We start from the raw sequence: 24,878 nt of genomic DNA, 5'->3' as shown, positions 1-24,878 counted from the left end.
TGTCCGCGCGCCAGTATTCGTGGAACTCGCTCGTGCCGCGGCGGATGCATCGGTGCAGGAGAAGCCAGCCCGGCGGCCCGGCGTCGACCCACCCGAGCCGGACGTCGATCTCGACTTCCCGGTCAGTCACGATCATCCTCCAGCTTCGGCTTCGGCCCGAAACGCTCGGTGCGGAACCTCGGCCGTCCGTCGATCATCAGGGAGGCGAGCGTCTCGAGTTGCCGTCTTTGGAGGGCCGACTCCGCGGCGACAGCTTTCAACTCGGCCCTCAGGCTCGCGGTGTCCCGCATCGTTCCGCCCAGAGCGGCCTTCTGCCGGGTGGAGATTGTCGTCAGCTGGCTCAGCGCGCTCCGAACCTCGGACACCTCGGTGGCGAAGGTGCCGATCTTGCCGTCCAGTTGGTCTTGCCGAGTCCGTGCTTGTTTCAACTGCTCGGTCAGGTCCCTCAGTTGCGAGGACGCGTCGTCGAGGGGCCGGCTCGCCCTGTCGTACTTGTATTCTCGATTGCGGTCGGACCGTTCCCAGCGCTCGTCGACCGCACGGACGTGTCGCCGCAGCCGCCACCAGGCGACCGCCGTGAGGATGCTCATGACGAGGGCGATGGTGATGCCGGTCCAGGCGAGTGTGCCGCTCGGACGGGCGGCGGTCACCACCAGCGGCGGCGGCGTCGGGGCGGCGCTGGGCACGGTCGAGCCGATTCGCTGCAACTCCACGATGGCCACCGGGTCGCCGCGATCGATCTTCAACGAGCTCTCGAACGCGGCCTTGGCGGCGGCGGTGTCGCCGGCCCGGAGCGCGGCGCGGCCCTTGGCGTCCCCGGCTCGGGCCGCGGCCATGTCGTCGGCGACCTCTTCGAGCCCGTCGTCGGCGCAATCGCCCTCGTCGTTGCGTTGTGCCTGGGCGTACGCGTCCGACGCCTGGGTGAGGTTCGCTTGTTTCGCCAGCGCGTCGCCATAGGCGCAGAGGGGAGTGGCCCGGGAACACGCACCGAGCCCGGACATCGTGATCAGCAGGAGAAGGAACCCCGTCCGAAATGGCCTTTTCGCGCGCATCCGCACCCCCGGCAGGGTCAACGCGTGATCACGTCACCACCGAATGTAGTCACGGCTGCGGAACATCGGCAAGGGGCTCGGCGGGGTTCTCGATCATCAGAACCCCGCCCACGGCCGTACGGTGTCTCAGCCGCGCCAGGAGCGGATGGCCTTCGTGGCCTCGTCGGTGAAGATGAGGACGAAGTCGTGGTCGCTGCTGCTGCGTTCGTATTCGGCGTCGTTCAGGATGGTGATGACCGAGCCGAAACGCAGGACCACCACGGTGTTGGTCTGGGTGCCGCCGGTCGGGTTGCCGGGCAGGTCGAGCTGGGGCTGCACCAGGTTGATGTGCAGCGCTTCGTCGGCGGTGCCGGGGAGCGGCTTCGTCTGCACCTTGACCGTGTTCTCGGCGGTCTTGTAGGACTTGCAGGCGGCCAGGCCGTCGCGGGCCCGGTCCATGAAGGCGGCCGCGCTGTCACCCTCGTACGAGCGGATGGTCTGATAGAGGATCCCCTGCGGCACCGAGCCCTCGGGGGCCTCCGGGGCCTGATAGAGGTTCATCAGGGCCGCGCTGGCCACGACGCCCTTGCCGGCCGCCAGTTCGCGGCCGCAGAGCTTGGGCACCGCGGTGGCGCCGTCGGCCTTCTGCTGCTCGCGTTTCATGTCGCCCGGCATCTGGAAGAACGCCGAGGCGGGAATCGTCTGCGCCGCCGACGGTGACGGCGCGCTGCCGGCGGCGGCCACCGCGGACGGCGGGCTCGAAGCCGGTGGGGTCTCGGCGCGGCCGTTCGAGCTGCACGCGGCGGCGGTCGCGGCCACGAGCAGCAAGGGCAGGGCGCGGCGAAGCGGTCGCAAAGACATGTCTTCTCTCATTCCCCGTTCAGCGCCAGACCATGTAGCGCACGGATTGCGGGCGGGGCTCGATGTAGTCGACCTCGTAGAGCACGCGGAACCGGGTGCCGGCGGGGACGCCGGTGGCGATCACCCCACGCGAACACACCCGTACGGGCTCGGTGTAGGTGGGGTCGCGCCCGTCGGCCGACAGCAGGGCCACCAGGAAGGTCTGGCACGTGTCGGCGGGCCGGGCGGCGTCACGCACGCCCGAGACGGCGATGGTGGTGCACCGGGAGTCGATCGGAGCCGAGGCAACCCGGCCGGCGGCGTAGAAGTCGGTGGCAGGCCGGGTCGGGGCGCAGCGTGGGGTGCTCGCGGTGGCGGCCGCGGCGGGCGAGATCACGGCAGCGCCCGCCGCGGCGACAGTGAGGACGGAGGCAAGTATCTTCATGACCCCACCGTCCGCCCGCGGCCACCCCGCTTACCGGATCTTGGGGCGGGCTGGCACATTCCAGGGAGACGGCGCATGCGTGAGTGGGACAGCCGCCGGGCAGCAGCTGTGGGCCGTCGACCTGCGTGGCGAGCGCCCGGCCCGCCGGTTGACCGCCGACACCGGCGACTCGCGGTTTTATCAGACCCAGTACGACCTGGTCGTCGCCGAGGGCCGGGTGCACTGGGTGGCGGCCGGGCCCGACGACGACACCGAAGTGCGGTCGGTCGCGCTCACCGGGGGCGCAGTCCGGACCCGTACGGTGGAAGGAAGCTGGGCGTTGACGGGCTGGCCCTGGATGGTCGACGGCCTGGCCGACGTCTCGGGCGCCGGGCGGCTGCGCAACCAGGTGACCGGCGAGGAACGCGCCATGCCCGCGACCCGGCTCAGCGAGACCGCCTGCAGCCCGCTGTGGTGCCGGGCCGTCTCGCTCGACGAGGACGGGTACCCCAAGATCGAGGTCGTGCGCACCGACGGCAATGATCGCCGCCTGGTCGCCAGGGAAACGGCCCGTACGGTGATCTCGGACGTCGCGGTGCTGGGCCGCTTCGAGGTGTTCGCCCGGGTGACCGCCGCCTCCGAGCTGAGCGGGCGCGACGAGCTGCTGATCTACGACATCGAGACCAACCGCACCGTACGGATCAGCCCCGAGGCCACCGACGTCTGGTATCGCAACGGCGTGCTGTGGTGGTCGACGGGCAACGCCGAGTCGTTCCTGCGGCACGCGTTGGACCTCCGCACAGTCTAAATTCGACGGTCTTGACACGGTCGGGCATGGTTGCCGGGTGCTGGAGACGATCCCGGACCTGTTGCGTCGTCACGCTGCCGAGCGGCCGGACCACGCTGCGTACGACGAGTTGACGTTCGGCCGGTTGGAGGAGCGGACCCGGTGGTTCGCGGCCGGGCTGGCCGCTCGCGGGCATCGGCGGGGCGAGCCCGTGCTGATCAGCCTGCCCGCCGGGCCCGACCTGGCCGTGGCGGTGCTCGGAACCGTACGGGCGGCCGGGATCGGGGTGCCGGTCAACCCCCGGGCGTCCACCGCCGAGCTGGCCGCCTTCACCGAGGACTGCCACCCGGCCGTAGTGGTGGGCGCGCACGGCGTCACCGTCGACGACCTGGTCGAGGCCGGTCGGGGCGGGACGGCCCGCGACGACCTGGGCGCGGACGAGGACACGTGGATCCACTACACGTCGGGCAGCACCGGGCGGCCCAAGGGCGTGGTGTCGAGCCAGGGCGTGTGGCTGTCCAACACCCGGCGAATGTTCGTCGACCACCTGGGTATGACCGCGAACGATCACCTGCTGTGGCCGCTGCCGATGTTCCACGCGCTCGGGCACGCGCGCTGCGTGCTCGGCGTCCTGGTGCTCGGGGCGCGGGCGACGATCCTCGACCACCCGTCCGAGGGCGAGCTGATCGAGGCCCTGGAACGGGTGCGGCCGACCGTGCTGACCGGCGTCCCGACGACGTACCACAGTCTGCTGGCGGCTCTGAAGGACAGAACCCTCGACGTGCCGACGCTCAAGATGTGCGTCACCGGGGGTGCGCCCTGCCCGCCGGCCCTGCGCGTCGCGGTGCGCCGGGCCCTGGGGGCGCCGCTGGTCAACAGCTACGGCAGCACCGAGACGTGCGGCTCGATCGCGATGGAGCAGCCGGGTCAGCAGATCGTGGCCGACGGCTCGGTCGGGCGGCCGCTGGCCCCGGTGCGGATCAGCGCCGAGGGCGAGGTGCTGGTCGGCGGCCCGGTCATGCGGGGCTATCGCGGGCAGCCCGACCTGGACGGCTGGTATCGCACCGGGGACCTGGGCCGGTTCGAGGGCGACCAGCTCGTGCTGACCGGGCGGGCCGGCGACCTGATCATCCGGGGCGGGGCGAACGTGCACCCGGCCGAGATCGAGAATGTGCTGCGGGAGCTGCCGGGGGTGGCCGACGTGGCCGTGGCCGGGCGGCCGCACCACCGGCTCGGGCAGGTCGCCGTGGCCTATGTGGTGCCTGCGGACAGATACGTCGACCCGAGCGCGCTGCTCAAGGACGTACGGAAGAGGATGTCCGCGGCCAAGGCGCCCGACGAGATCCATCTGATCACGGAAATCCCGCGCACCGCATCCGGGAAGGTGATCAGGCATGAACTAAAGAGCGACAAATCGGTCGCTCAGGATCCGATCGCGATCGTGGCCATGGCCTGCCGTTACCCGGGTGGGGTGACGTCGCCGGAGGACCTGTGGGCGCTGGTCGACAAGGAGATCGACGCGATCACGCCGTTCCCGCAGGACCGCGGCTGGGATCCGGACCTCTACGACCCCGACCCGGACGCGGCCGGCCACACGTACGCCCAAGCGGGCGGCTTCCTCGACAACGTGACCGATTTCGATCCCACACCGTTCGGGATCGGCCCGGTCGAGGCGCTGGCCATGGACCCGCAGCAGCGGCTACTGCTCGAGACGGCGTGGGAGCTGTGGGAGCGCGCCGGAATCGACCCGGCCACCGTGCGCGGCAGCGACACCGGCACGTACGTGGGCCTGATGTATCGCGACTACGCCGGGCGCGCCGAGGAGCCGAGCGCCGAACTGGAGAGCCACCTCGGGCTGGGCTCGGCCGGCAGCGTGGCGTCGGGCCGGATCGCCTACACGTTCGGGCTCACCGGCCCGGCCGTCACGATCGACACCGCCTGCTCGTCCTCGCTGGTCGCGCTGCACCAGGCCGCCCGGGCCCTGCGCGCCGGGGACTGCGCGCTGGCGGTCGCGGGCGGCGCCACGGTGATGGCCACCCCGGCCCCGTTCGTCGCCTTCAGCCGGCTGCGCGGGCTCGCCCCGGACGGCCGGGTCAAGGCGTTCTCGGCCGACGCGGACGGCACGGTCTGGTCCGAGGGCGCCGGGTTGCTGCTGCTCGAACGGCTCTCCGACGCGCAGCGGCACGGCCACCCCGTGCTCGGCCTGCTGCGCGGCTCGGCGGTCGGCTCCGACGGCGCCTCCAACGGGCTGGCCGCCCCGCACGGCCCGGCCCAGCAGCGGGTGATCCGGGCCGCCCTGGCCGACGCGGGCCTGACCGCCGCCGACGTGGACGCGGTCGAGGCGCACGGCACCGGCACGCTGCTGGGTGACCCGATCGAGGCGCAGGCGTTGCTGGCCACCTACGGCCGCGACCGGCCCGCGGGCCGCCCGCTGTGGCTGGGCTCGATCAAGTCGAACGTCGGCCACACCCAGGCCGCGGCCGGGGTCGCCGGGGTGATCAAGATGGTCGAGGCGATGCGGCACGACCGGCTGCCCCGCACCCTGCACGTCGACCGGCCCAACCCGCACGTCGACTGGACCGCCGGCGACGCCACGCTGCTGACCGACGCCCGCGACTGGCCCGCGTCGCCGGCGCCGCGCCGGGCCGGGGTGTCGGCGTTCGGCATCTCGGGCACGAACGCGCACGTCATCCTCGAGGAGGCGCCGGCGTCTCCGGCGCGTGACAACAAACTCGCCGACGGTCCGTTGCTGGTGTCCGCGGCCGACGCGATCACGTTGCGGCGGCAGGCCGAGCGCCTGCTGTCGCACGGTGGCTTGTCGCCCGCGGCGCTCGGGGTCAAGGCGGCGCAACGCTTCCGGGCGGCGGGAACCCGGGACGCGCTGGTCGCCCTGGCTCGCGGGCACGCGCATCCGGAGCTGGTCACCGGTGACGGGCGGCCCGCGGGCAAGGTCGCGTTCGCGTTCCCGGGGCAGGGCGCGCAACGGCCGGGTGCGCTGCCCCACGAGGTCTTCCGGTCCGCGTTCGCCGAGGCGATGGACGCCCTGGGCAATCCAGATCAAGACCTTTCCCGTACGGAGTATGTCCAGCCCTTCCTGTTCGCGTACGGCGTGGCCGCATACCGGCAGCTGACGGCCTGGGGCGTGCGGCCGGACGTGCTGGTCGGGCACTCGATCGGCGAGCTGGCGGTGGCCCACGTGGCCGGCATCCTGACCCTGGCCGACGCCGCGACCCTCGTGTCGGCCCGCGCCCGGCTGATGGGTGCGCTGCCCGCTGGCGGGGCGATGATCGCCGTGGACGCCTCCGAGGCCGAAATCCGCCCGCTGCTGACCCCGGGCGTCGACGTGGCCGCGATCAACGGGCCCCGCTCGGTCGTGATCTCCGGCGACACCGCGGCGGTCGAGGCGCTCGCCGCCTCCCTGCGGGAGAACGGCCACCGGACCACGGCCCTGCGGGTCAGTCACGCTTTCCATTCCGTACGGATGGAGCCCGTGCTCGCCGAGTTCGAGCGGGTCGCGGCCACGATCCCGTACGGGGAACCGGTTGTGCCGATCCTCTCCACGGTGACCGGCCGGTTGGCCGTGGGCGACGACCTGCGCTCGGCCGGATATTGGACGCGGCAGATCCGGCAGCCGGTGCGCTTCGGCGACGCCGTGGCCGCCCTGCCCGCCCTGGTCGTCGAGATGAGCCCGGCGGCGTCGCTGACCCCGCTGATCCCGCAGGGGGTGCTCGTGGCGTCGCAGGCGGGGGCGGCCGCGCTGTGGGCCCACGGGGTGAACCTCGACCGGGCCGCCCTGCTCGGGCCCGCGGACGCCCGGACGGCCGCGAACTTGCCCACCTATCCGTTCAACCGTAAGCGCTTCTGGCTGTCGTCGACCGCGCGCCGCGTGCCCGCCGGCCTGGACACGGTGGTCGAGGTGCCCGGCAGCGGCGAGCACGTGGCCACCGCCCACTTGTCGCCCGAGACCCACCCGTGGCTGCGCGACCACCGGATCGGCGGCGAGACAATCGTGCCCGGCACGCTCTTCGTCGAGCTGGCCACGGCGTTCGGCGAACGGGCGGGCCTGCCCGTGCTCGACGACCTGACCATCACCCGCCCACTCCCGGTCACCGACGACGAGATCGAGCTGCGCTTGGTGCTGCGTGACGGCACTTTGGAGATCTACGCGGGCGACGACCTGCACGCTTCGGGTCACTGCTCGCCGCGCACGGACTCGGCTTCGTCCTGGGACTGGGCCGCGGCGTGGCCGCCTGCCGCGGAAGCGCTGGACCTGGCCGGGCTCTACGACGATGGTGACTACGGGCCCGCCTTCCAGGGTGTGACCGCGGCCTGGCGTGTCGGCGACACTGTTTACGCCGAGGTCAGGCTGCCCGCCGCTGCCGGGGGACGGTCGGGGCTGCACCCGGCGCTGCTGGACGCGGCCCTGCACCCGGCCCGCCTGGCCGCCGAGCGGGACGCCACGCCCCGGTTGCCGTTCGTCTGGTCGGGCGTGCGTCGCTACGGCTCCGGTACGCCCGCGGCTCGGGTCCGGCTGACCTTGAGCGGGCCGGACACGCTGGGCGTGCAGCTGGCCGAGCCGTCGGGGCGGCCGCTGCTGGAGGTGTCCCGGCTGACCCTGCGGCCGCTGCCCGTCCCGCTCCATCGGCCGGTGTGGACGCACGACCCCGGTCCCGCGCGGACATCCGACCCCGTTCCGGTGCGGACACCTGACTTCGTTGCCGCTCGGACACCGGCTGAGGTCCACGAGCAGTTCTGGTCCGCCGCGACCCGCCTGCGCGAGGCGCTGAGCGGGCCCGACCGGGTCGTGGTCGAGGACACCTCGCCGGTCGTCGCGGCCCTGGCCCGGGTCGCCGCCGCCGAATACCCGGGTCAGGTCGAAGGAGCTGAAGTGCCGCGGCTGGTGCGAGCCACCACCGACGGCCCGGCCACCGGCTTCGGGGACGGGTCGGTGCTGATCACCGGCGGATCCGGGGCGCTGGCCGGGGTGCTGGCCCGGCACCTGGTCGCGAAGCACGGCGTCAAGCATCTGCTGATGGTCAGCCGCAGCGGCACGCCCTTCGAGGCGCCCGGCGCAACCGTCACCGTACGGGCCGCCGACGTCGCCGACCGGGACGCGCTGGCCGCCGTGCTGGCCGAGGCCGACCCGCCGGTCACCGCCGTCGTGCACACGGCCGGCGTGATCGACGACGGCCCGCTGGCCACCCTCACCCGCGAACGCGCCGACGCCGTGCTCCGACCCAAGGTGGACGCGGCCTGGCACCTCGACGAGCTGACCGGCGACCTGGCCGCGTTCGTGCTCTGCTCGTCCGCCTCGGGCCTGCTCGGCAACGCCGGCCAGGCCGCCTACGCCGCCGGCAATGCCTTCCTCGACGACCTGGCCCGCCGCCGCCACTCCGCCGGGAAGCCCGCACTCTCACTGGCCTGGGGACCGCTCGCACTCGACGGGGGCATGCCCATTTCCCGTACGCGGATCCGCCCGATGACGCCGTCCGAGGTGACCGCCGCCTTCGACGCCGCGCTGCGCTCCGACGAGCCGGTGCTGGCCCCGCTGCACCTGCCGTCCCGGGCCCCCGCCGCCCCGGCCCCCGTCGTCGCCCGGCCCGACCTGGGCGCCCTCACCGGCGACGAGCTGACGGCCGCCCTCGAGACCCTGGTCCGCGACGAGGTGGCAGCCGAACTCGGCCAGGCCGACGCCACGACCGTCGACGTGCGGGGCGCGTTCACCGACCAGGGCCTCGACTCGGTCAGCTCGATCCAGCTGCGAACCCGCCTGGTCGCCGCGACCGGGGTCGCGATGCCGGCCACCGTCGTCTTCGACCACCCGACTCCCGCCGCCCTGGCCGCGTGGATCGCGGGGGAGCTGAGCAAGGCGGCCACGGCTACGCCCTCGCCCACCCCGGTCGCGCCCTCACGGGCCGCAGCTTCTCCGGTGGCGGCTTCTCCGGTCGCGGCTTCCGCTCCCTGGGCCTCCGCCTACTCGGTGCCCGCAGTGGAGCTGGAGCACTCGCTGCCCGAGATGTTCTACGCGATCGCCGACGCCGACCCCCGCCTCGCCGTCAACCTGCTGATCAGCGCCTCCGGTCTCCCGGTAGCCGACCGGACCGCCCCGCCGTTGTCCCTCGCCCGCCGCGACGATGCCGGAACCAGCCCGGCGATCGTCGGCGTCCCGTCGCTCGGCCCGGCCGGGGCGGCCGAGTTCCACGGCCTGACCCGCACGCTGGGCGGCGCCTCGGTGCTGACCTTGCCCGGCTTCGCGACCCGCGCCCACCTGCCCGAGACCCGCGAAGACCTGTTCGACCACCTGACAGCCGCAGCCCGTACAGCGGCCGGCGACCGTCCGCTCGTGCTGGTCGGCCGGTCCAGCGGCGGCCTGCTGGCCCACGCGGTGGCCGCCCGCCTGGAAGCCGCGGGCACCCCGGCCTCGGCGCTGGTGCTGCTGGACACGTACGAGGTGGATCTGGGCTTTGACGCCGCGAAGTGGGTGGCCGCCCTGATCACGGACGGCCTGGGTCGCCTGCGGGGTCATCTCGACCAGACCGCGATGCTGACGGTCGGCACCTATCTGCGCCTGATGCACGGCTGGCGCCCCGGCCCGCTGACCACGCCGACCCTGCTGATCGCGGCCTCCGCACCGCGCGCCGGCATGCCCGCGGGGGAGTGGCGGGCGACCCGCTCCGGCCCCCACCAGCGGGTCGAGGTGCCCGGCGACCACTTCACGATGCTCGACCACCCCGACGCGATCGCGGCCGCGATTCGCACGTTCGTGAACTCGCGGTAACGATGGGAGGGCAGCCGGACATGGGGTGAGCGTGAACGACGAGGAACGCTTCCGACGCGCGTACGAGCGTGACTTCGACTCCCTGCTCGCGTTCGCGACGCGGCGGGTGGAGCAGCCCGCCGACGCGGCCGACGTGGTCGCCGAGACCTTCCTGGTGGCCTGGCGCCGCCGTACGGAGGTGCCCGCCGACGACGAGACCCGGCTCTGGTTGTACGGCGTGGCCCGCCTGGTGCTGTCCAATCATCATCGGGCCGGGCTGCGCCGGGAGCGGCTGGGGGCCCGGCTGCGCCGCCGGTTGTCGCTGGCCACCAGGGATCCGAGCGCCGAGGTGACCGAGCGGCTGGCCGTGCACGACGCGCTGGCCCGGCTGGGCGACCTCGACCGCGAGGTGCTGACGCTGACCGTGTGGGAGGAGCTCAAGCCCCGCGAGGCGGCGGTCGTGCTCGGGATCAGCGCCGCGGCGGTCCGCACCCGGCTCTCCCGGGCCCGCGCGAGGGTCCGCGAGATTCTCGGTGACGATCCGCGCTACGACGGACATGTGCTGGACGTCCTGACCGCAATCACCCCGGAGGAGGGCCGATGACCGAGGACATGATCGATGAGGTGATCCGCGCGGCTGACCCGTACCGCCGGATCGACGTGGGCGCGGAGAAGCAAGCTCTCCTGGAGGAGATCATGGGCGACCAGCCCCGTTTTTCCCTGATCCGACGGCTCGGACCGGCCCTGGCCGCGGCCGCCGCCGTCACCGGCTTGCTGGCGGTCACGTTCGTCATGCGCGACGACCCCGCCGCCCCGGCCGGCCCCGAGGCGGCCCCCGCCACTTCGCTGCCCGCCACCGCCGGCAAGGGCGCCCGGTTCTCGCCGGTGGCCCTCGCGGCGGCTGAGAGGAACCCGCGCCTGCTGATCGACGAGCCCGGCTGGACGGCCGACCACGTCTATGGCTTCACCGAGGACTCCGGCACGATCAACTTCGTCAAGGGCAAGCGCAGCCTGGAGATGAACTGGTATCCGGCCGACGGCTACGACGACCGGCACCGCGACCGCGAGAACGTCAGCAAGCCCGAGGCCACCACGGTCGCCGGGTGGGACGCCGACGTCTTCACGTACAGCAAGGACGACTTCGCGGCGATGACCGAGCCCCACGGCGGCAGCTTCGTCGAGCTGCGGACCGGCGGCGGCTGGACCAGGGCGACCTTCGACCAGACGATCGCCAAGGTCAAGCAGGTCGACGTGGAGACCTGGCTGGCCGCGCTGCCCGCGAGCATCGTCACCCCCGAACGCGAGGACGAGGCGCTCGACAAGGTGCTGGCCGACATCCCGCTGCCGCCCGGCTTCGACAAGTCGGTGCTGAGCGGGCTCGGCGTCAACGACCCCTACCAGTTCGGGGCCCAGGTCACCGGCCCGGTCGCCTGCGGCTGGCTCGAGGAGCACGCGCGGGCGAAGCAGGCCGGCGACTCTGCCGCGCTGGCCAAGGCGACTCAGGCACTGCGCGGCACCCACAACTGGAAGGTCCTCAAGGAGATGGAGGCGCCGGGCGACTGGTCCGAGGTGCTCTGGGAGTACGCGGACAAGGCCGTGGCCGGCCAGGAGCCCCGCGGCTACAAGGAGGGCTTGGGCTGCAAGTAGCCCGCCAGGGCCCGGAAGGCGTCGGCGGGGAAGGCGGTGTTGTCGCCGCCGTTGAGCACCTGGATCGCCACCTCGTCGGCGCCGGCCTGGTAGTGCTTCTCGAGGCCGGCCGCGACCTGCTCGGCCGTGCCCCACGGGATCACGGCGTCGATCAGCCGGTCGCTGCCGGCGTCGGCCAGGTCGGCGTCGGTCCAGCCGAGCCGGCGCAGGTTGTTGGTGTAGTTCGGCAGCGTGAGATAGCCGGCGGTGTATTGCCGGGCGATCGCCCGCGCGCGGTCGGGGTCCGGCTCGACGACCACGGCCACCTCGGGCGCGAGCAGGCGGTCGGGGCCGAGCGTCGCGCGGGCCTCGGCGGTGTGCTCGGGGGTCGTGAAATACGGGTGGGCGCCGGCCGAACGGTCGCGGGAGAGCTCGAGCATCTTCGGCCCGAGCGCGGCCAGCACGCGGCGCTCGGGGGCCAGGCCGGCCTCGTCGAGGGCGTCGAGATATTCGACCATCTTGGAGTACGGCTTGCGGTAGCGGGCGCCGTCCCCGTCGACCAGCACGGCGTGGCTGGTGCCGAGCCCGAGCAGGAACCGGCCGGGGTGGGCCTTCTCCGCGTCCTCGGTCAGCGCCGCGACCTCGGCCGGCGTCGTGTGCCAGATGGAGGCGATCCCGGTGGCGACGCCGATGCTCCGGGTGCCGTCCAGCAGCTCCCGGAAGCGAGTGGGAATCTGCTCGTCGAAGCCCGCGGAGAACCAGATCCGCGAGTAACCGAGCTCCTCGAGTTCGATCGCGGCCTCGCGGGCGGCCTGCGGGCTCTCGGCGCCGAGGAAGAACGGTTGCCACACGCTGACGATTCTCTGTGTCATACCCGAACAGTACGTCGCAAATGTGTCAGCGGATCGTGAGGCCGCCGTCGACGGGGAACGTGGCGCCGGTCGCGTAGCGGGACTCGTCGGAGGCCAGGAAGACGGCGATGCCGATCAGGTCGTCGGGGGTGCCGATGCGGCCGATCGGGGCGCCGGCCAGCAGCGCCGCGTGGATGTCGTCGTCGGCCAGCAGGGGCTCGATCAGCGGGGTGCGGGTGGTGCCGGGCACGATGATGTTGGCCCGGACGTTCCGATCGGCGTAGTCGGCCGCGACGATGCGGGCCAGCGCCATCATTCCGGCTTTCGAGGCCCCGTACGCGGTGTTGCCCGCACCCGACATGGTCAGCCCGGTCGGCGAGCCGCACAGGATCAACGACCCGGCCGGGGCCGCACACAGGGCGCCGATCGCGTGCTTGACGCAGAGGAACGCCCCGGTCAGGTTGACCGCGATCGTGGAGTCCCAGGTCTCCAGCGTCACATCGCCGATCGGACCGTCGACGTCGTGCAGCTGCTGCCCCGCACAGACGTAGACGAAATCGGCCGGCCGCCCCCACGTGCCGAACGCCGCCGACACCTCGGGCTCACTGGTGACGTCGGCCGGCAGAGCGATCGCCCTGTCACCCAGCTCGGCGGCCAGCTTGTCGAGGCCCGGCCCCGGCCGGTCGAGCAGACCGACAAAGGCCCCCTCGGCCGCGAACGCCCGGCACGCGGCCGCCCCGATCCCCCCAGCCGCCCCCGTGACGACACCGGACTTCCCGCTCAGCCTGGACATGCGACTGCTCCTGTTCGACAACGAGTTTGGTTGGTGGCCGGCGCCCGATGGGTGGCGAGGTAAACCCGGACATGCGGCTACTCCTGCTCGACAACAAGATGGCCGTGCCCGGCGACCACATGCCCGAGAATCTCGAACGGTTCCCGACCAAGATTGGCCACCAGCGTCATCGGCACGGGTCCGCCGAGGACGGTGGCGGCAAGCACATCGGGGTGGCCCGTCGGCAGATCGACGAAGGGCCGTCCCCTCAGCGCCCCGAGCCGAGCCAGCAGCACGCCGGGTGAGGTCATGCCATACGAAGAGAGCGCCGCGCCGGGTGAGGCCGTGACGACCAGGCCTGTGTTCGAGACCCCGCGCGGGCGGTGCGGAGAGGGCGGCGCCTCGGCTGGGGCGGGCCGGGCGTTGGACGGGCCGTCCGTAGCCAGCAGCACTTCCAGCGCCTCGGCCCCGCGCAGCCCTAGCAGCGCGCCGAGCAGATAGGTGGCGCCGAGCGGCTCGGTCTCGCGGTCGTCGGGCGGATCGTCCGGCGTGGCGGGGCAGTTCGCGTCAACCCGACGGCGGAAGGCCAGCGGCCCCACGACGATCGGCCGCCCCGGCAGGATGCGGCGGGCCGTCGCGATCATCGCGGGCATGGCCCGGGCCGTGGCCAGGATCGAGGCGTCGTCGCTGTGGTGGGCCTGAGCGGTGATCGGGAAGGTGCAGAAGTCCCAGTCGCCGATCTCGTCGAGCCGGTTCAGCTCGGCCAGGTGAGCCCGCGAGCCGCCGCCCACCGCCGCCGCGCAGCCATGTTCGCGCAGCACCGACCGGACCAGCTCGACCGAGCCGGGCGCGGTGGTGTGCGTCTCCGGGTCGAAAACCGCGACCCGCCGCAGGCCGGGACGCCCCGCCAAAACCCGCGCACCCGCAGCAAGCTCGTCGGGCCCCCGGCCGATCAGAGCCACCGAGACCGGATCGTGGCCAGCTGGAGCGGGAAGGAGTTGGGTGGAGCCGCCCGGGCCGCGGGAGGTGGGGTCGTGCCCGGCCGGGGCGGGTGGGATATGGGCGTGGCTGAGCGAGGAGGCGCTGTGGCCGGTCAATGACAGCCTGACTGCGCCGCGGCCGACCAGCGAGATCACGGGTACAAGGCTGGGGCGGGCGCGGATCGTGACCGCCTGCACCACTTCTTCACCCGCGTGGCGACGGAGTGGCTGCGGGTCGCTCAGGGGCGGGCAGTAGCTTTTCCACCCCGGATCAGACCAGTTCCGATGGTCCTCCATCTCGAAGGCCGGCCCCTCGAGCAGAATCTCCACCGGGCATCCCACGTCGTACTGCAGCCGCCGGAAGCCGCTGGCCGGCGTCCCCGGGTTGATGGCCATGCCGAAGACGCCCGGCCCGGTGTCGGTGTGAAAATCAACTCCGGCCAGCGAGAGCGGATGCAGCAGGCAAACCCCGACACGCCGGCTGTCGAAGTCGCGCAGCACCCGCCCGCGCATCGTGAACCGGATCTCGCCGGGGGCCACCGAGACCCGCCCGCTCCAGGCGAAGACGTCCCCGTGCGTACCGCTCAAGGCGGCCGCCGAGCCGTCGACGGAAGCGTCTACAGAGGCCGGGAACGTGCCCCACGAGGCGTCCCGCGCGGCCACGGTGATGGCGTCGAGCACCCGATGCCCGTGGATGCGCAGGTCACGCAGCGCGCCGCCGTCGAGGGTGAGGCTTGCGCCCGGGGCGCGCAGGGTGGCCAAGGCTCAGCTCTCGAGCCGGGCCCAGACCGCCCGCGAGTCGGCCAGGTGCTCGTTCATCGCCGACTCGGCGCCCTCGGCGTCGGCGGCCACGATGCGTTCGAGGATCTGGGCGTGCGCGCGCAGGGCCTTCGTCGGCCGCCCGGCCGAGCCCAGCGTCTTGCGGCGGATCTCGAGCAGCGCGGGCTCGATCGAGTCGATGATGACGACGAAGAGCGGGTTGCCGGTGGCCACCGCGATCTCCCGATGAAAGGCCACGTCGAGGCTCGATGCCAGTTCGACGTCGTTCTTGGCCTTCTTCATCTGTTCGTGCAGCTCGCGCAGGCGGTCGAGGTCGGCCGGTTGCGCGGCCCGGGCGGCGATCCGGGCCACCCGGGTCTCGAGCATTTCCCGTACGTCGTTGATCTGGTCGTAGTGAAGAGCATCCGAGCCGGCGCGCGAACCCTGGACGAACAGGCGCAGCGTCTGGCTGGCCGTCTCGACCCCGACCCGGGCCACGATCGCCCCGCTGCCCGTACGCACGTCGAGCACACCCTTGGCGGCCAGCGACCGCAGCGCCTCGCGGACGACCGTGCGCGACACCCCGAACTTGATGCCCAGATCACGCTCGGAGGGCAGCCGCTCGCCGGGCTTGAGCGCGTTGCTCGTGATCATCTGCAGCACACTGTCGGTGACACGGTCCGACAGGGTCGGGCTGCGCTCGAGCGTCGGGAACTGCACGTCTTCGGAGGTCAACGGTCCGCCTTTCCAGGTCTGTGGCATTCCATCATGCCAAATGCATCAGGGAATGGACAGGCCGTCGTTGACGCAGCGCAACACGGGCGCCGTCGTCAGGTCCGCCGCCGCGAGCGCCTTCCCGGACCGTACGGTGAATCGGGTCTGCTCTTCCGGCAGCAGTGTGACCAGCATGGTGTCCACCGTGGCCGCCGGGTCGAGCCGATCGGGGAACAGGCACAGCTCCCGCAGCAGGGTGTGGGCCTTGACCTCGACGACGTAACCTCCCGGCGCGGGAACGCAGGACGCGGTGAGACGGGCGACCGGGAGGCCGAGGTCGGGCAGCCAATCGGCCGTCTCCCCGTCGAAGGTCGCGCGGACGAAGGCCGACGTCAGCGTGGGGATCCGCAGGGCCGAGCGGGGCTGGCAGTCGACGTCGACGAGCACCGACTCGAGCACCGTGCCGGCGAGGTCGTACCGGGTCACCGTGGCGGTCCCGGTCCACGGGGCGTCGGTGTCGTTGACCACCACCAGGTCCGGGTCGAGCCCGATCAGCCGCGGCCGGTACGCGTCCCGCAGCGCGTACCAGGCGGGTTTCAACCGTCCGTCCCCGTCGACCACCGACCACGACGGCCCGGCCCAGCAGTCGTTGAGCTGCCACCAGATCGCGCCCATGCACGTCGGCCGGGCCGCCCGCAGATGCTCGACCCCCACCCGTACGGCTCGGGCCTGCACCACCTGGGTGCGGAAGTGCGCGTCGTCCGGTGACCGGAAGTGCTCGGTCAGCCCGCGGGCGAGCTTGGCGTGCCCGTCGGCCGCCTTCTGATGTCCCTCGGCCGCGTCACCGATGCCGCGCACAACGGTCGACCACGCCGGCGGCCCCTGATAGCCGAACTCGGCGGCGAACCGGGGCGTACGGTCGCGGTAGGCCAGGTAGTCCTTGTCGTTCCACACGTCCCACAGGTGGCTCACCCCGTGCCGGTCGTCGTTGGGGTGCAGGTCTTGCGAGCCGGACCACGGGCTGCCGGCCCAGTACGGTCGCGCCGGGTCGAGCTCGGCCACCAGCCGCGGTAACAGGTCGAGGTAGTAGCCGGCGCCCCACGCCCGGCCCTGCAACTGCGCGGGCCACCCCCAATCCTCGTACCCCCAAAGGTTTTCGTTGTTGCCGTTCCACAGCACGAGGCTCGGATGCGGGGCCAGCCGCACGATCTGCTCGCGCGCCTCGGCCTCGACCTCACCCGCGAGCCACTTGTCCTCCGGATAGGCCGCGCAGGCGAAGAGGAAGTCCTGCCACACCAGCAGCCCAACCTCGTCGCAGACGTCGTAGAAGTCGTCACTCTCGTACAGCCCGCCACCCCACACCCGTACGAGGTTGACGTTGGCCTCGAGTGCCTGACCGAGCCGCTCGCGATAGTCCTGCGGCGTGACGCGGCTGACGAACACATCGTCGGGGATCCAGTTGACGCCGCGGGCGAAGACCGGCTTGTCGTTGACCTTCAGCACGAACCGCGACCCGATCTCGTCCGGGCTGGTGTCCAGCTCGACGGTGCGAAAGCCGATCCGCCGCCGCCACACGTCGAGGTTGTCGCCGAGCCGGACGGTCAACTCGTACAGCGGCTGCTCGCCATGCCCGACCGGCCACCAGACCTCCGGATCCGCCACCTCCAGCACGAGTTCGGCCGTCGTGCCGTCGATTCGCGTACGGGCGGAAACTCCGGCCACGTCGGCCGACACTGTCACCTCGTCGTCGGCGGCCCGCGCGATCTCGACGGCCACGGCGACAGACCAACCCTTCCCCGTACGCCGGACGACCGGCCGGACGGAGTCGAGGCGCGCGGTGTGCCAGGTGTGCAGCTCGACCGGCCGCCAGATGCCCGCGGTGACCAGGTCGGGTCCCCAGTCCCAGCCGAAGTTGCAGGCGTTCTTGCGGATCACCGGGTAGGGCCGGTGAAAGGGATTAGGCCAGTCCTCGCCGCCCCGATCGGCCGCAAAGCGCTCGGCCGACGCGAAATGCACGCTGAGCTCGTTGCTGTCGCGCAGCAGTTCGCGCACCGGGAACCGATACGTGCGGTGCATGTTCTCGGTCGTGCCGATCACGATCCCGTTCAAGGTGATCGTCGCGACCGTGTCCAGCCCGTGGAAGACCAGGTCGGCCTGTTCCGCGGTGACGCCGGGGAAGACGGTCCGATACTCCCAGTCCGCCCAGCCGATCCACTGGCTGGTCTTCTCGTTGTCGGCCAGCAGCGGGTCCTCGATCAGCCCCGCCGCCAGCAGGTCGGTGTGGACGCAGCCGGGGACAGTGGCCGGCGCCTCCATCGGGCCGTGCAGCGTCCAGCCCGTGTCAACCTTTGATCGCACCGGTCAGCATGCCCTTCGTGAAATACCGTTGCAGGAACGGATAGACGACGAGGATCGGGGCGGTCGCGATGACGACGACGGCCATCTTGAGCGACTCGACCGGCAGGTGCGCGGTCGTCGGCGGGCCGGCCTGGTTGATGCTCTCGCCCAGCACGACGTACTGGTTGAGCACCAGCTGGATCGGCCACTTGGCGTGGTCGTTGACGTAGATCAGCGCGTTGAAGAAGTCGTTCCAGTAGCCGACCGCGTAGAACAGCGCGATGACCGCGAGCACGGCCTTGGACAGCGGCAGCGCGATGCGCACCAGCACCTGCCACTCGGAGGCGCCGTCCATCTTGGCCGAGTCGATCAGGTCGCGCGGGATCTCCATGAAGAAGTTGCGCAGCACCACGATGTTGAACGCGTTGGCCACCACCGGCAGCACCATCGACCAGTACGAGTCGAGCAGGCCGAGCGACTTGACCAGCAGATAGTTGGGGATGATGCCCGAGGTGAACAGCATCGTGCCCAGCACCGCGTAGAGGACGAACCGGCTGCCCGGGACGTCCCGGGTGCGGCTGAGCCCCCAGGCCATGCCGATCGACACCACCATCGACAGCGCCGTGCCGATCAGCGTGACCCCGATCGAGACCAGCAGCGAGCGGAGCACCACGTTGCCCGCGAAGATCGACCTGTACGCCTGCAGCGAGTAGTGCTCGGGCAGCAGCCCGGTGCCGGCGACCGTGCCGGTGTCGGCCGAGAAGCTGGTCGCCACCACGTAGACGAGCGGATAGAGCATCACCAGGACGATGGCGCCGATCACGACGGCCTTGAGCGCCTGGACGGGCCAGGACGGCCGGGCCATCCACGGCGGCCGGCTCACAGTAGTCACTAGAACAGCCCTCCCTGCCCGGCCCTTTTGGCGATCGAATTAGCCGCGATCACGAGAGCCGTGCCGACGATGCCTTTGACCAGTCCGGCCGCGGTGGCCAGCCCCCACTCCCCGCCGACAACACCGCGGAAATACCCGTACGTGTCGAGCACTTGAGCCGCGTCCGCGCCCACCGCGTGTTGTTGCAGCAGGAGTTGCTCGAAGCCGACGTTGAGCACGGTGCCCAGCCGCAGGATCAGCAGCAGGACGATGACGCTGCTGATGCCGGGCAGCGTCACGTGCCACGTACGCCGCCAGCCGCCGGCCCCGTCGACCGCGGCCGCCTCGTAGCGCTCGACCGGGATCGCCGAGATCGCCGCGAAGAAGACGATCGTGCCCCAGCCGATCTCCTTCCAGACCACCTGGGCCGTGACCAGGGCCAGGAACGTGTCGGGGTTGGCCATCACGTTCTGCTGGCCGAAGCCGAGCGCGTGCAGCAGCTCGGCCATCGGCCCGACCCCGCCGAACACGGCCTGCCAGATCGAGATGACGATGACCCAGCCGAAGAAGTGCGGCAGATAGACCACCGACTGCACCCAGCGCTTGACCCGGTCGGAGAGCAGGCTGTTGAGCAGCAGCGCGAGCAGGATCGGGGCCGGGAACGCCACGACGACCTGCAACAGGCTGATCAGCAGGGTGTTCTGCAGCGCGGTGAGGAACTCGGAGTCGGTCAGCAAGCCGGTGAAATTGCTGAAACCGACCCACGGGCTGGCCGAGAAGCCGAGGAACGGGGAGTAGTCCTTGAACGCGACCAGGTTGCCGAGGAGCGGCAGGTACTGAAAGACCGTGAAGTACAGCACGCCGGGCAGGATGAACAGATACATCCAGGGGTGCTGACGCATCCGTGATCGTTTCTTCGGCTTCTCCGGCGGCGCTGCCGTGGTTTCCCGTACGGGCTCGGCCGTGGTGAGACTCACCGCGCGTCCTGGAACTCGCGGCGTACGGCGTCGCCGCCCTGCTCCCTCCAGGTCTTGCGGAACTCCTCGAGCTCGGTCAGGGGCCGGCGACCGCTGACGAACTGCTTGAAGTTGTCCTTGACGAGGTTCTCCAGCGTGGTGCCCTTCGAGATGTTGGTCTGCGAGACCTTCGTCATCACCGGGTTCGGGATCAGGTCGGGCTGCACCTGCTCGAAATACTTCTGCACCTGCTGCGACTGGTTGGGCGGCCCGGGGATGTAGATGCTGGCCTCACCGGGGCTGGGCAGATATTGCGCGGCCAGCTCGGCCTGCCGGGCCGGGTCCTGCGACGGGGTCGGGATGCCGTCCTTGACCGTGTAGTTGTGGCCCAGCACGCCATAGTTGATCAGCGTGAACTCGGCGCTCCCGAACGGCGCCGCGAAGTAGTTGAGCACGCCGAGCAGCTCGCGGACCTTCTTCTCGTCCTTCTCCAGCTTCGACGGGATCGCGAAGATGCCGTAGCCGGCCGGCCCCTCGTAGAAACCGGGCTTGGCGCCGCTGGTGCGCCCGGGCGCGATGAACGGCCGGATGTCGGCCACCATGTCGGCCACGCCCTTGATCGGCGTGCCGCGCAGATAGGTCATCGAGGCCAGGATGTTGCCGCCGAAGAAGCCGGTCTTGCCGCTCGTCCACAGGTCCTGCGCCTCGGACCAGCCGTTGCCGACGGCGTTCGGGTGGAAGCCGCCGGCCTGATAGAGCTTGGCCAGATATTCCAGGGCGGCCGCGAACTCGTCGGTCTCGAGGTCCTTGACCAGCGTTCCGTCGCCGTTCTGGCGCCACTGGTTGGGCACGCCGAACATCGAGAGCACGAACTCCTGGTCCCACGGGGTGATCGCGCCGAACGCGTAGTTGCCGCCCTTCGAGAAGGCCTCGAGCATCGCGTAGAGCGAGTCGGCGTCGGTCGGGGCGCTCCCGCCGAGCTTGGCCAGCCAGTCGCCGCGGAACAAGGGCTGCCCGGTGTTGGCCGCCGGCACCGCGCGGGGCACGCCGAAGAGCCCGCCGCCGACCGCCGAGTTGCGCCAGGTGATCTCGGGCAGGGCGGCCAGGTTGGGGTAGTCCTTGGCCGCGGCGCCGCCGATGTATTTCGACAGCTCGATGAACGCGCCCTGCTGCACGTATTTGAGGGCGGCCGGCACCTTCTGCAGGTGCAGATAGAACACGTCCGGGATGTCGCCGCCGGCGATGTAGGTCTGCGTCTTCTGCGCGAGGTCGGCGTCCGAGACCAGGGTCGCCTTGATCCGGGCGTTGAGCTCCTTGTCGATCGCCTCCTGCCAGCGGCTGCTCGCGGGCGGGGGAGCGCCGAAGTTGATCTGCATGGTGGTGATCTCGCCGCCGGAACCGGGCGGCGTGGTCACCGTGCGGGCGGGGTCGGCCGGATATTGCGTGTACGCGGCCGGAACGCCGGGGACGGTGCTGGTGAGCTGGCCGGGCAGGGGGCTGCGGGGCGCGGCGTCGGGCAGCTTGACGCTCGCGTTGTCGCCGGAGGGCACGTTCGACTTGCCGCTTCCGCTGTCGCTGCACGCGCCCAGCGCGGCGGCGCCCGCCACCCCGGCGGTCAGGCCCAGAAAGGTCCTCCGGTTGAGGTGCTTCATGTCGGGTCACTCCTCAACGGGTGTCACTCGGTCGGATGGTATGCCGTATGCTGACATGCCAATTCGTCGAATGTAAACAGTGGATTTCCATCCAGCCGCACGAATGGAGCCGCGCCCCATGCCGCGTGTCACGATCGATCCCCGTACGCCCCGGTTTCTCGTCGACGGCGAGCCCGCGTTCCTGCTGGCCGACACGATCTGGGGCGCGTTCACCCGGCCCACCCGCGACGAGTGGCGCTCCTACCTGCGGCTGCGGCGCCGCCAGGGGTTCAACGCGCTGAACATCAACGTGCTGCCGATCCCGCACGACCGCAGCGCCTCGGCCGGCGAACGCGAGCCGTTCCTCGACGGCGACCTCGACCGGCCCGACCCCGCGTATTACGCCGAGGCCCGGTCGATGTGCGAGGAAGCGATCGAGCACGGCCTGTTGCCGATCCTGGTTGTGCTCTGGTGCAACTACGTGCCCGGCACGTGGGGTGCCGACCTCACGCCGGAGCTGGTGCTCACCGAGGAACAGACCGACGAGCACGTCGACCGGGTCATCGCCACCTTCGCCGACCTGGGCGTGCTCTTCGCGGCGAGCGGCGACGAGAACTTCACCGATCCCCGCTCGGTCGAGCGCTACGAGCGGGTGCTGCACCGGCTGCGCGACAAGGCGCCCGACAACCTGCGCACCCTGCACCCCGGCGTCTTCGTGACCCAGCCGCCGCACCTGACCGAGCTGATCGACTTCTACGCGTACCAGGCCGGTCACGACGACGAGTGGGACACCCAGCCCGCGCTTCAGGCGGCCGCCCTGCGGGAACTGCCCGTCCGGCACCCGATCGTCAGCATGGAGCCCTGCTACGAGGGCCACGGCTACGGCAAGGGCGCGGGCCGGCACACCGCGTACGACGTACGGCTGGCCTCGTGGACCTCAGTGCTGTCCGGCTCCGGCGCGGGTCTCGGCTACGGCGCCCACGGCGTCTGGTCCTGGCACCGCGCGGGCGAGCCCTTCAACGGCGAACACTTCTCCGGCACCCCGTTCCCGGCCGACGTCGCCCTCCGCTTCGACGGCGCGTGGGATGTCGGCCTCCTGCGCCGCATCGTCGAATCCCACGATCTTCACGACCTGGTTTCCCGTACGGACCTGGTGCTCGCCGACCGCAGCGGCGCCCACTTCGGTCTGGGCGCCGATCGGGCCGCGCTCTACTTGCCCCACCCGTTCGCCGTGACCCTCGACGTCGACCTGCGCGACTGGGCGGTGACGTGCTGGAACCTGGGCGCCCGCAACGAGGACCGCGCCGTCGTCCGCCACGAGAACGGCCGTACGGTCGTGGAGCAGCCGGAATACCTCTCGGACAGCTTGATCCTGTTCAGCCGGTGATCGCGTCAGTGGTTCGCGTGGTAGTGCCACGAGATCGGCTGGGCCAGCAGTTCCGTGGGATAGACGGCGATCTCGTCGATGCTGCCGGTGAAATAGCCGCCGAGGGAGGAGCCGCCCCAGCGCCAGTAGCCGGTGAAGTTCTGCGCGGTCGTGATGGTCGCGTCGGTGACCGCCTGCGCGGCGTCGACGTAGACGCGCATGCCGACCGGGCCGATCTCGGCGATGAGGTGGTGCCAGGCCCCGTCGTTGTACGCGGCCGTGGAGGTGATGGTTCTGGTGGTGCCGCTCGGATAGGCGAAGAACCGCAGCTTGCCCTGGGCGTCCATGTACAGGACACGGTCGAAGTTCTCGCCGGCCGTCGAGGGCAGGGTCTGCGACGGCGACGTCTGGAACGCGATGATGCCGCCGCCCAGCGTCGACGTCGTCTTGAACCAGCACTCGACCGTGAACGGCCCGGGGTTGGTCACCGCGACACTGTTGGCGATGGTGGTCGTCCCGTTGAACGCCATCGCGGTGGTGGCGGTCAGGCCCTGCTGCGGGCCCTGCAGCGCACCGGGCATCCCGGCGCTGAGCGGCGCGGGTCCCATCGCGTTGGCGACCTCGGTCGCGGACAGCACCCGCCGGTGGATCCGCACCTCGTCGACGCGCCCGATGAAGAAGTCGGCGGGAACGGCGTTGTACTGGGCCCGCCCGATGCGTAGCCGCCCGGTCTGGTTGGGGGTCAACGTGTGCGAGACGCTGCCCTGGCTGACACCGTTGACGTAGAGGGTCAGTGTGCCGGCCGAGCTGTCGAAGACACCGGCGAGATGAGTCCAGGCATAGGGCGTCGCGGTTCCGGGCGCCACGATCGCATCGGTGCCGGTGCCGGCGATGTCGTAGCCCGGCATCGCGAAGGCCCAGCGGTTGTTCTTGGTCTGCAGGAAGAAGCCGCTGAGCTGGTTGCCGTCCTGGCTCACCGCCGTCCTGCTGCCGGAGCCGCTCGTGCTGGTCGGAAAGACCCAGGCCATGACGCTGAAGCTGGCCGTGGTGTCGACGGCCGTCGTCGCGCCGGAGGCGAAGGAGTTGGCCGTGCCGTCGAACGACAGCGCGGGCCCGTTGTGTCCGAGCGCGGTCCAGGTCGCCGCGGCCGACAGCGTCAGGGTGTTGCCGTTGCCGCTGCCGTCGCGGCTCGTCGTGCCGCTGTTCTCCTGCAGGTGAAACACGCCGGTCGGGTTGTCGGTGTAGAGACCGGCCACTTCCGCGGCGGGCAGGGCGCGGCGGTAGGCCAGCACCGACTCGATCCGGCCGGGCCAGGGCTCCCGCCAGCCGCCACCGGCGAGCAGCCGGCCGAGTTGGAACGCCCCACCGGCCGACCAGGTGCTGGTGTGCGCCGCGGTCGCCGCGAGCGCCCCGTTGACGTACAGCCGCAGCTGCGCCCCGGCCTGGCTCGGGTCGAACACCGCGGCCAGCTGGGTCCACGTCTGCGTGACCGCGGCGGCCGGGGACACCGCGCTGTCGAAGGCCGGGGCGGCGGCGTCCGCGGCCGACATCGCGAAGGCCCAGCTGCCCGAGCTGAGCCCCAGGCCGAAGGCCGACGCCTGGGAACCTCCCTGGCTGCCGACCCAGGCGTTCGACGACGGCACCGTCGAGCCGGTCAAGTAGACCCACGCGGAGATCGTGAACGCCTTGGTGGTGTCGACCGCGGGACCCGCGCCGGCGACGTAGCCGTCGGCGGATCCGTCCAGCAGCAGCGCCCCGGTGCGCTCCCGCGACGCGGTCGTCCACGACGCGCCCGAACCCAGCGCGCCGGGATTCGCCGAACCGGAACGGTCCGTGACGGTGGCGCCCGCGGCCTCGTCGAGATCCCACCGGAGCGCGGGACCGTTGGTCGGCCCGTACGCCGTCCCGGGCTCGGACGTGCCGGCCGAGTCCGCCAGCGTCGGGGTCAACGCGGCCGACGGGGCCTCGTCCAGCCGATGCGCGATGGTCGCCGCGTCGGTGTCGGTCAGCTGCCGGGTCGTGGGGAAAGCCGCCGCCGCGGTCACCGTGCTGGTGTTCTTCACCGTGCCGCTGAACACCGCGTACGCTTCCGGCAGCAGGAATGTGCTCACCAGCAGCACCAGCGCGGCGAACCCGGCCAGCGCCGAACGGCGGCGCAGCGGTTTGCGCATGCTTG

At 71.5% G+C, this 24,878-nt stretch carries 16 protein-coding genes and 1 pseudogene; 5 read left to right on the top strand and 12 right to left on the bottom strand.

What is annotated here, in order from left to right; all coding sequences use genetic code 11:
- Positions 1 to 122: 122 nt before the first annotated feature.
- The 3 genes from JKJ07_RS02960 to JKJ07_RS02950 all read right to left on the bottom strand — a co-directional run bounded on the left by JKJ07_RS02960 (position 123) and on the right by JKJ07_RS02950 (position 2,316).
- Positions 123 to 1,058, bottom strand: coding sequence for a hypothetical protein (locus JKJ07_RS02960; RefSeq protein ID WP_202989588.1), 936 nt, complete (start codon positions 1,056 to 1,058; stop codon positions 123 to 125).
- A gap of 120 nt (positions 1,059 to 1,178) precedes the next feature.
- Positions 1,179 to 1,892 carry a hypothetical protein gene (locus JKJ07_RS02955; protein WP_202989587.1) on the bottom strand — a complete coding sequence of 238 codons (714 nt, stop codon included), beginning with the start codon at positions 1,890 to 1,892 and terminating at the stop codon, positions 1,179 to 1,181.
- Positions 1,893 to 1,911: 19 nt separating this feature from the next.
- Positions 1,912 to 2,316, bottom strand: a complete 405-nt coding sequence (locus JKJ07_RS02950) for a hypothetical protein (protein ID WP_202989586.1) — start codon at positions 2,314 to 2,316, stop codon at positions 1,912 to 1,914.
- A 79-nt stretch (positions 2,317 to 2,395) separates the two neighbouring features.
- Here JKJ07_RS02950 and JKJ07_RS02945 point away from each other — a divergent pair, with 79 nt between their 5' ends.
- The 4 genes and pseudogenes from JKJ07_RS02945 (at position 2,396) to JKJ07_RS02930 (ending at position 11,486) form a co-directional block, all read left to right on the top strand.
- On the top strand, positions 2,396 to 3,103 hold the full coding sequence (locus JKJ07_RS02945) for a hypothetical protein (protein ID WP_202989585.1): 708 nt from the start codon (positions 2,396 to 2,398) through the stop codon (positions 3,101 to 3,103).
- Between the two features lie 73 nt (positions 3,104 to 3,176).
- Positions 3,177 to 9,860 (top strand): annotated as a pseudogene (locus JKJ07_RS02940) (SDR family NAD(P)-dependent oxidoreductase); the annotation flags it as partial.
- Between the two features lie 31 nt (positions 9,861 to 9,891).
- A complete protein-coding gene (locus JKJ07_RS02935; protein ID WP_307834099.1) occupies positions 9,892 to 10,443 on the top strand; it encodes an RNA polymerase sigma factor in 552 nt (183 codons plus the stop codon).
- A complete protein-coding gene (locus tag JKJ07_RS02930; RefSeq protein ID WP_202989582.1) occupies positions 10,440 to 11,486 on the top strand; it encodes a hypothetical protein in 1,047 nt (348 codons plus the stop codon). Before JKJ07_RS02935 ends, JKJ07_RS02930 begins: the two co-directional genes overlap by 4 nt.
- Here the strand turns inward: JKJ07_RS02930 and JKJ07_RS02925 are convergent.
- From JKJ07_RS02925 to JKJ07_RS02890, 8 genes are all read right to left on the bottom strand, one after another.
- The gene (locus JKJ07_RS02925; protein WP_202989581.1) at positions 11,459 to 12,337 is read right to left on the bottom strand and encodes an LLM class F420-dependent oxidoreductase; all 879 of its coding nucleotides are present in this window, start codon (positions 12,335 to 12,337) and stop codon (positions 11,459 to 11,461) included. The two genes, JKJ07_RS02930 and JKJ07_RS02925, sit on opposite strands and share 28 nt — an antisense overlap.
- 25 nt (positions 12,338 to 12,362) lie before the next feature.
- The gene (locus JKJ07_RS02920) at positions 12,363 to 13,109 is read right to left on the bottom strand and encodes an SDR family NAD(P)-dependent oxidoreductase (RefSeq protein WP_202989580.1); all 747 of its coding nucleotides are present in this window, start codon (positions 13,107 to 13,109) and stop codon (positions 12,363 to 12,365) included.
- Between the two features lie 77 nt (positions 13,110 to 13,186).
- Positions 13,187 to 14,830 carry a D-apionate lactonase family protein gene (locus JKJ07_RS02915; RefSeq protein ID WP_202989579.1) on the bottom strand — a complete coding sequence of 548 codons (1,644 nt, stop codon included), beginning with the start codon at positions 14,828 to 14,830 and terminating at the stop codon, positions 13,187 to 13,189.
- Between the two features lie 3 nt (positions 14,831 to 14,833).
- Positions 14,834 to 15,562 (bottom strand): FadR/GntR family transcriptional regulator, encoded by a 729-nt coding sequence (locus JKJ07_RS02910; RefSeq protein WP_202989578.1) that lies wholly within the window; start codon positions 15,560 to 15,562, stop codon positions 14,834 to 14,836.
- A 45-nt stretch (positions 15,563 to 15,607) separates the two neighbouring features.
- Complete coding sequence (locus JKJ07_RS02905) at positions 15,608 to 17,899, bottom strand: glycoside hydrolase family 2 protein (RefSeq protein WP_307834098.1); 2,292 nt, start codon at positions 17,897 to 17,899, stop codon at positions 15,608 to 15,610.
- The gene (locus JKJ07_RS51570) at positions 17,883 to 18,770 is read right to left on the bottom strand and encodes a carbohydrate ABC transporter permease (RefSeq protein ID WP_202989577.1); all 888 of its coding nucleotides are present in this window, start codon (positions 18,768 to 18,770) and stop codon (positions 17,883 to 17,885) included. The genes JKJ07_RS02905 and JKJ07_RS51570 overlap by 17 nt, the downstream gene beginning before the upstream one ends.
- A complete protein-coding gene (locus JKJ07_RS02895) occupies positions 18,770 to 19,726 on the bottom strand; it encodes an ABC transporter permease (protein WP_307834097.1) in 957 nt (318 codons plus the stop codon). The genes JKJ07_RS51570 and JKJ07_RS02895 overlap by 1 nt, the downstream gene beginning before the upstream one ends.
- Complete coding sequence (locus JKJ07_RS02890; RefSeq protein WP_202989576.1) at positions 19,723 to 21,357, bottom strand: extracellular solute-binding protein; 1,635 nt, start codon at positions 21,355 to 21,357, stop codon at positions 19,723 to 19,725. Before JKJ07_RS02890 ends, JKJ07_RS02895 begins: the two co-directional genes overlap by 4 nt.
- Positions 21,358 to 21,475: 118 nt before the next feature.
- Between JKJ07_RS02890 and JKJ07_RS02885 the strand changes: the two genes are divergently transcribed.
- Positions 21,476 to 22,723: a glycoside hydrolase family 140 protein gene (locus tag JKJ07_RS02885; RefSeq protein WP_202989575.1), complete on the top strand. Its 1,248-nt coding sequence runs from the start codon at positions 21,476 to 21,478 to the stop codon at positions 22,721 to 22,723.
- Positions 22,724 to 22,728: 5 nt separating this feature from the next.
- Here the strand turns inward: JKJ07_RS02885 and JKJ07_RS02880 are convergent, their stop codons facing one another.
- Entirely contained in the window at positions 22,729 to 24,873 is a 2,145-nt protein-coding gene (locus JKJ07_RS02880; RefSeq protein ID WP_202989574.1) for a LamG domain-containing protein, read from the bottom strand.
- Between the last annotated feature and the right edge of the window lie 5 nt (positions 24,874 to 24,878).

It is taken from the genome of Paractinoplanes lichenicola, from assembly GCF_016785085.1.
In the GTDB taxonomy this organism is placed as follows: Bacteria; Actinomycetota; Actinomycetes; order Mycobacteriales; family Micromonosporaceae; genus Actinoplanes; species Actinoplanes lichenicola.
This window is presented reverse-complemented; position numbering and strand designations above follow the sequence as displayed.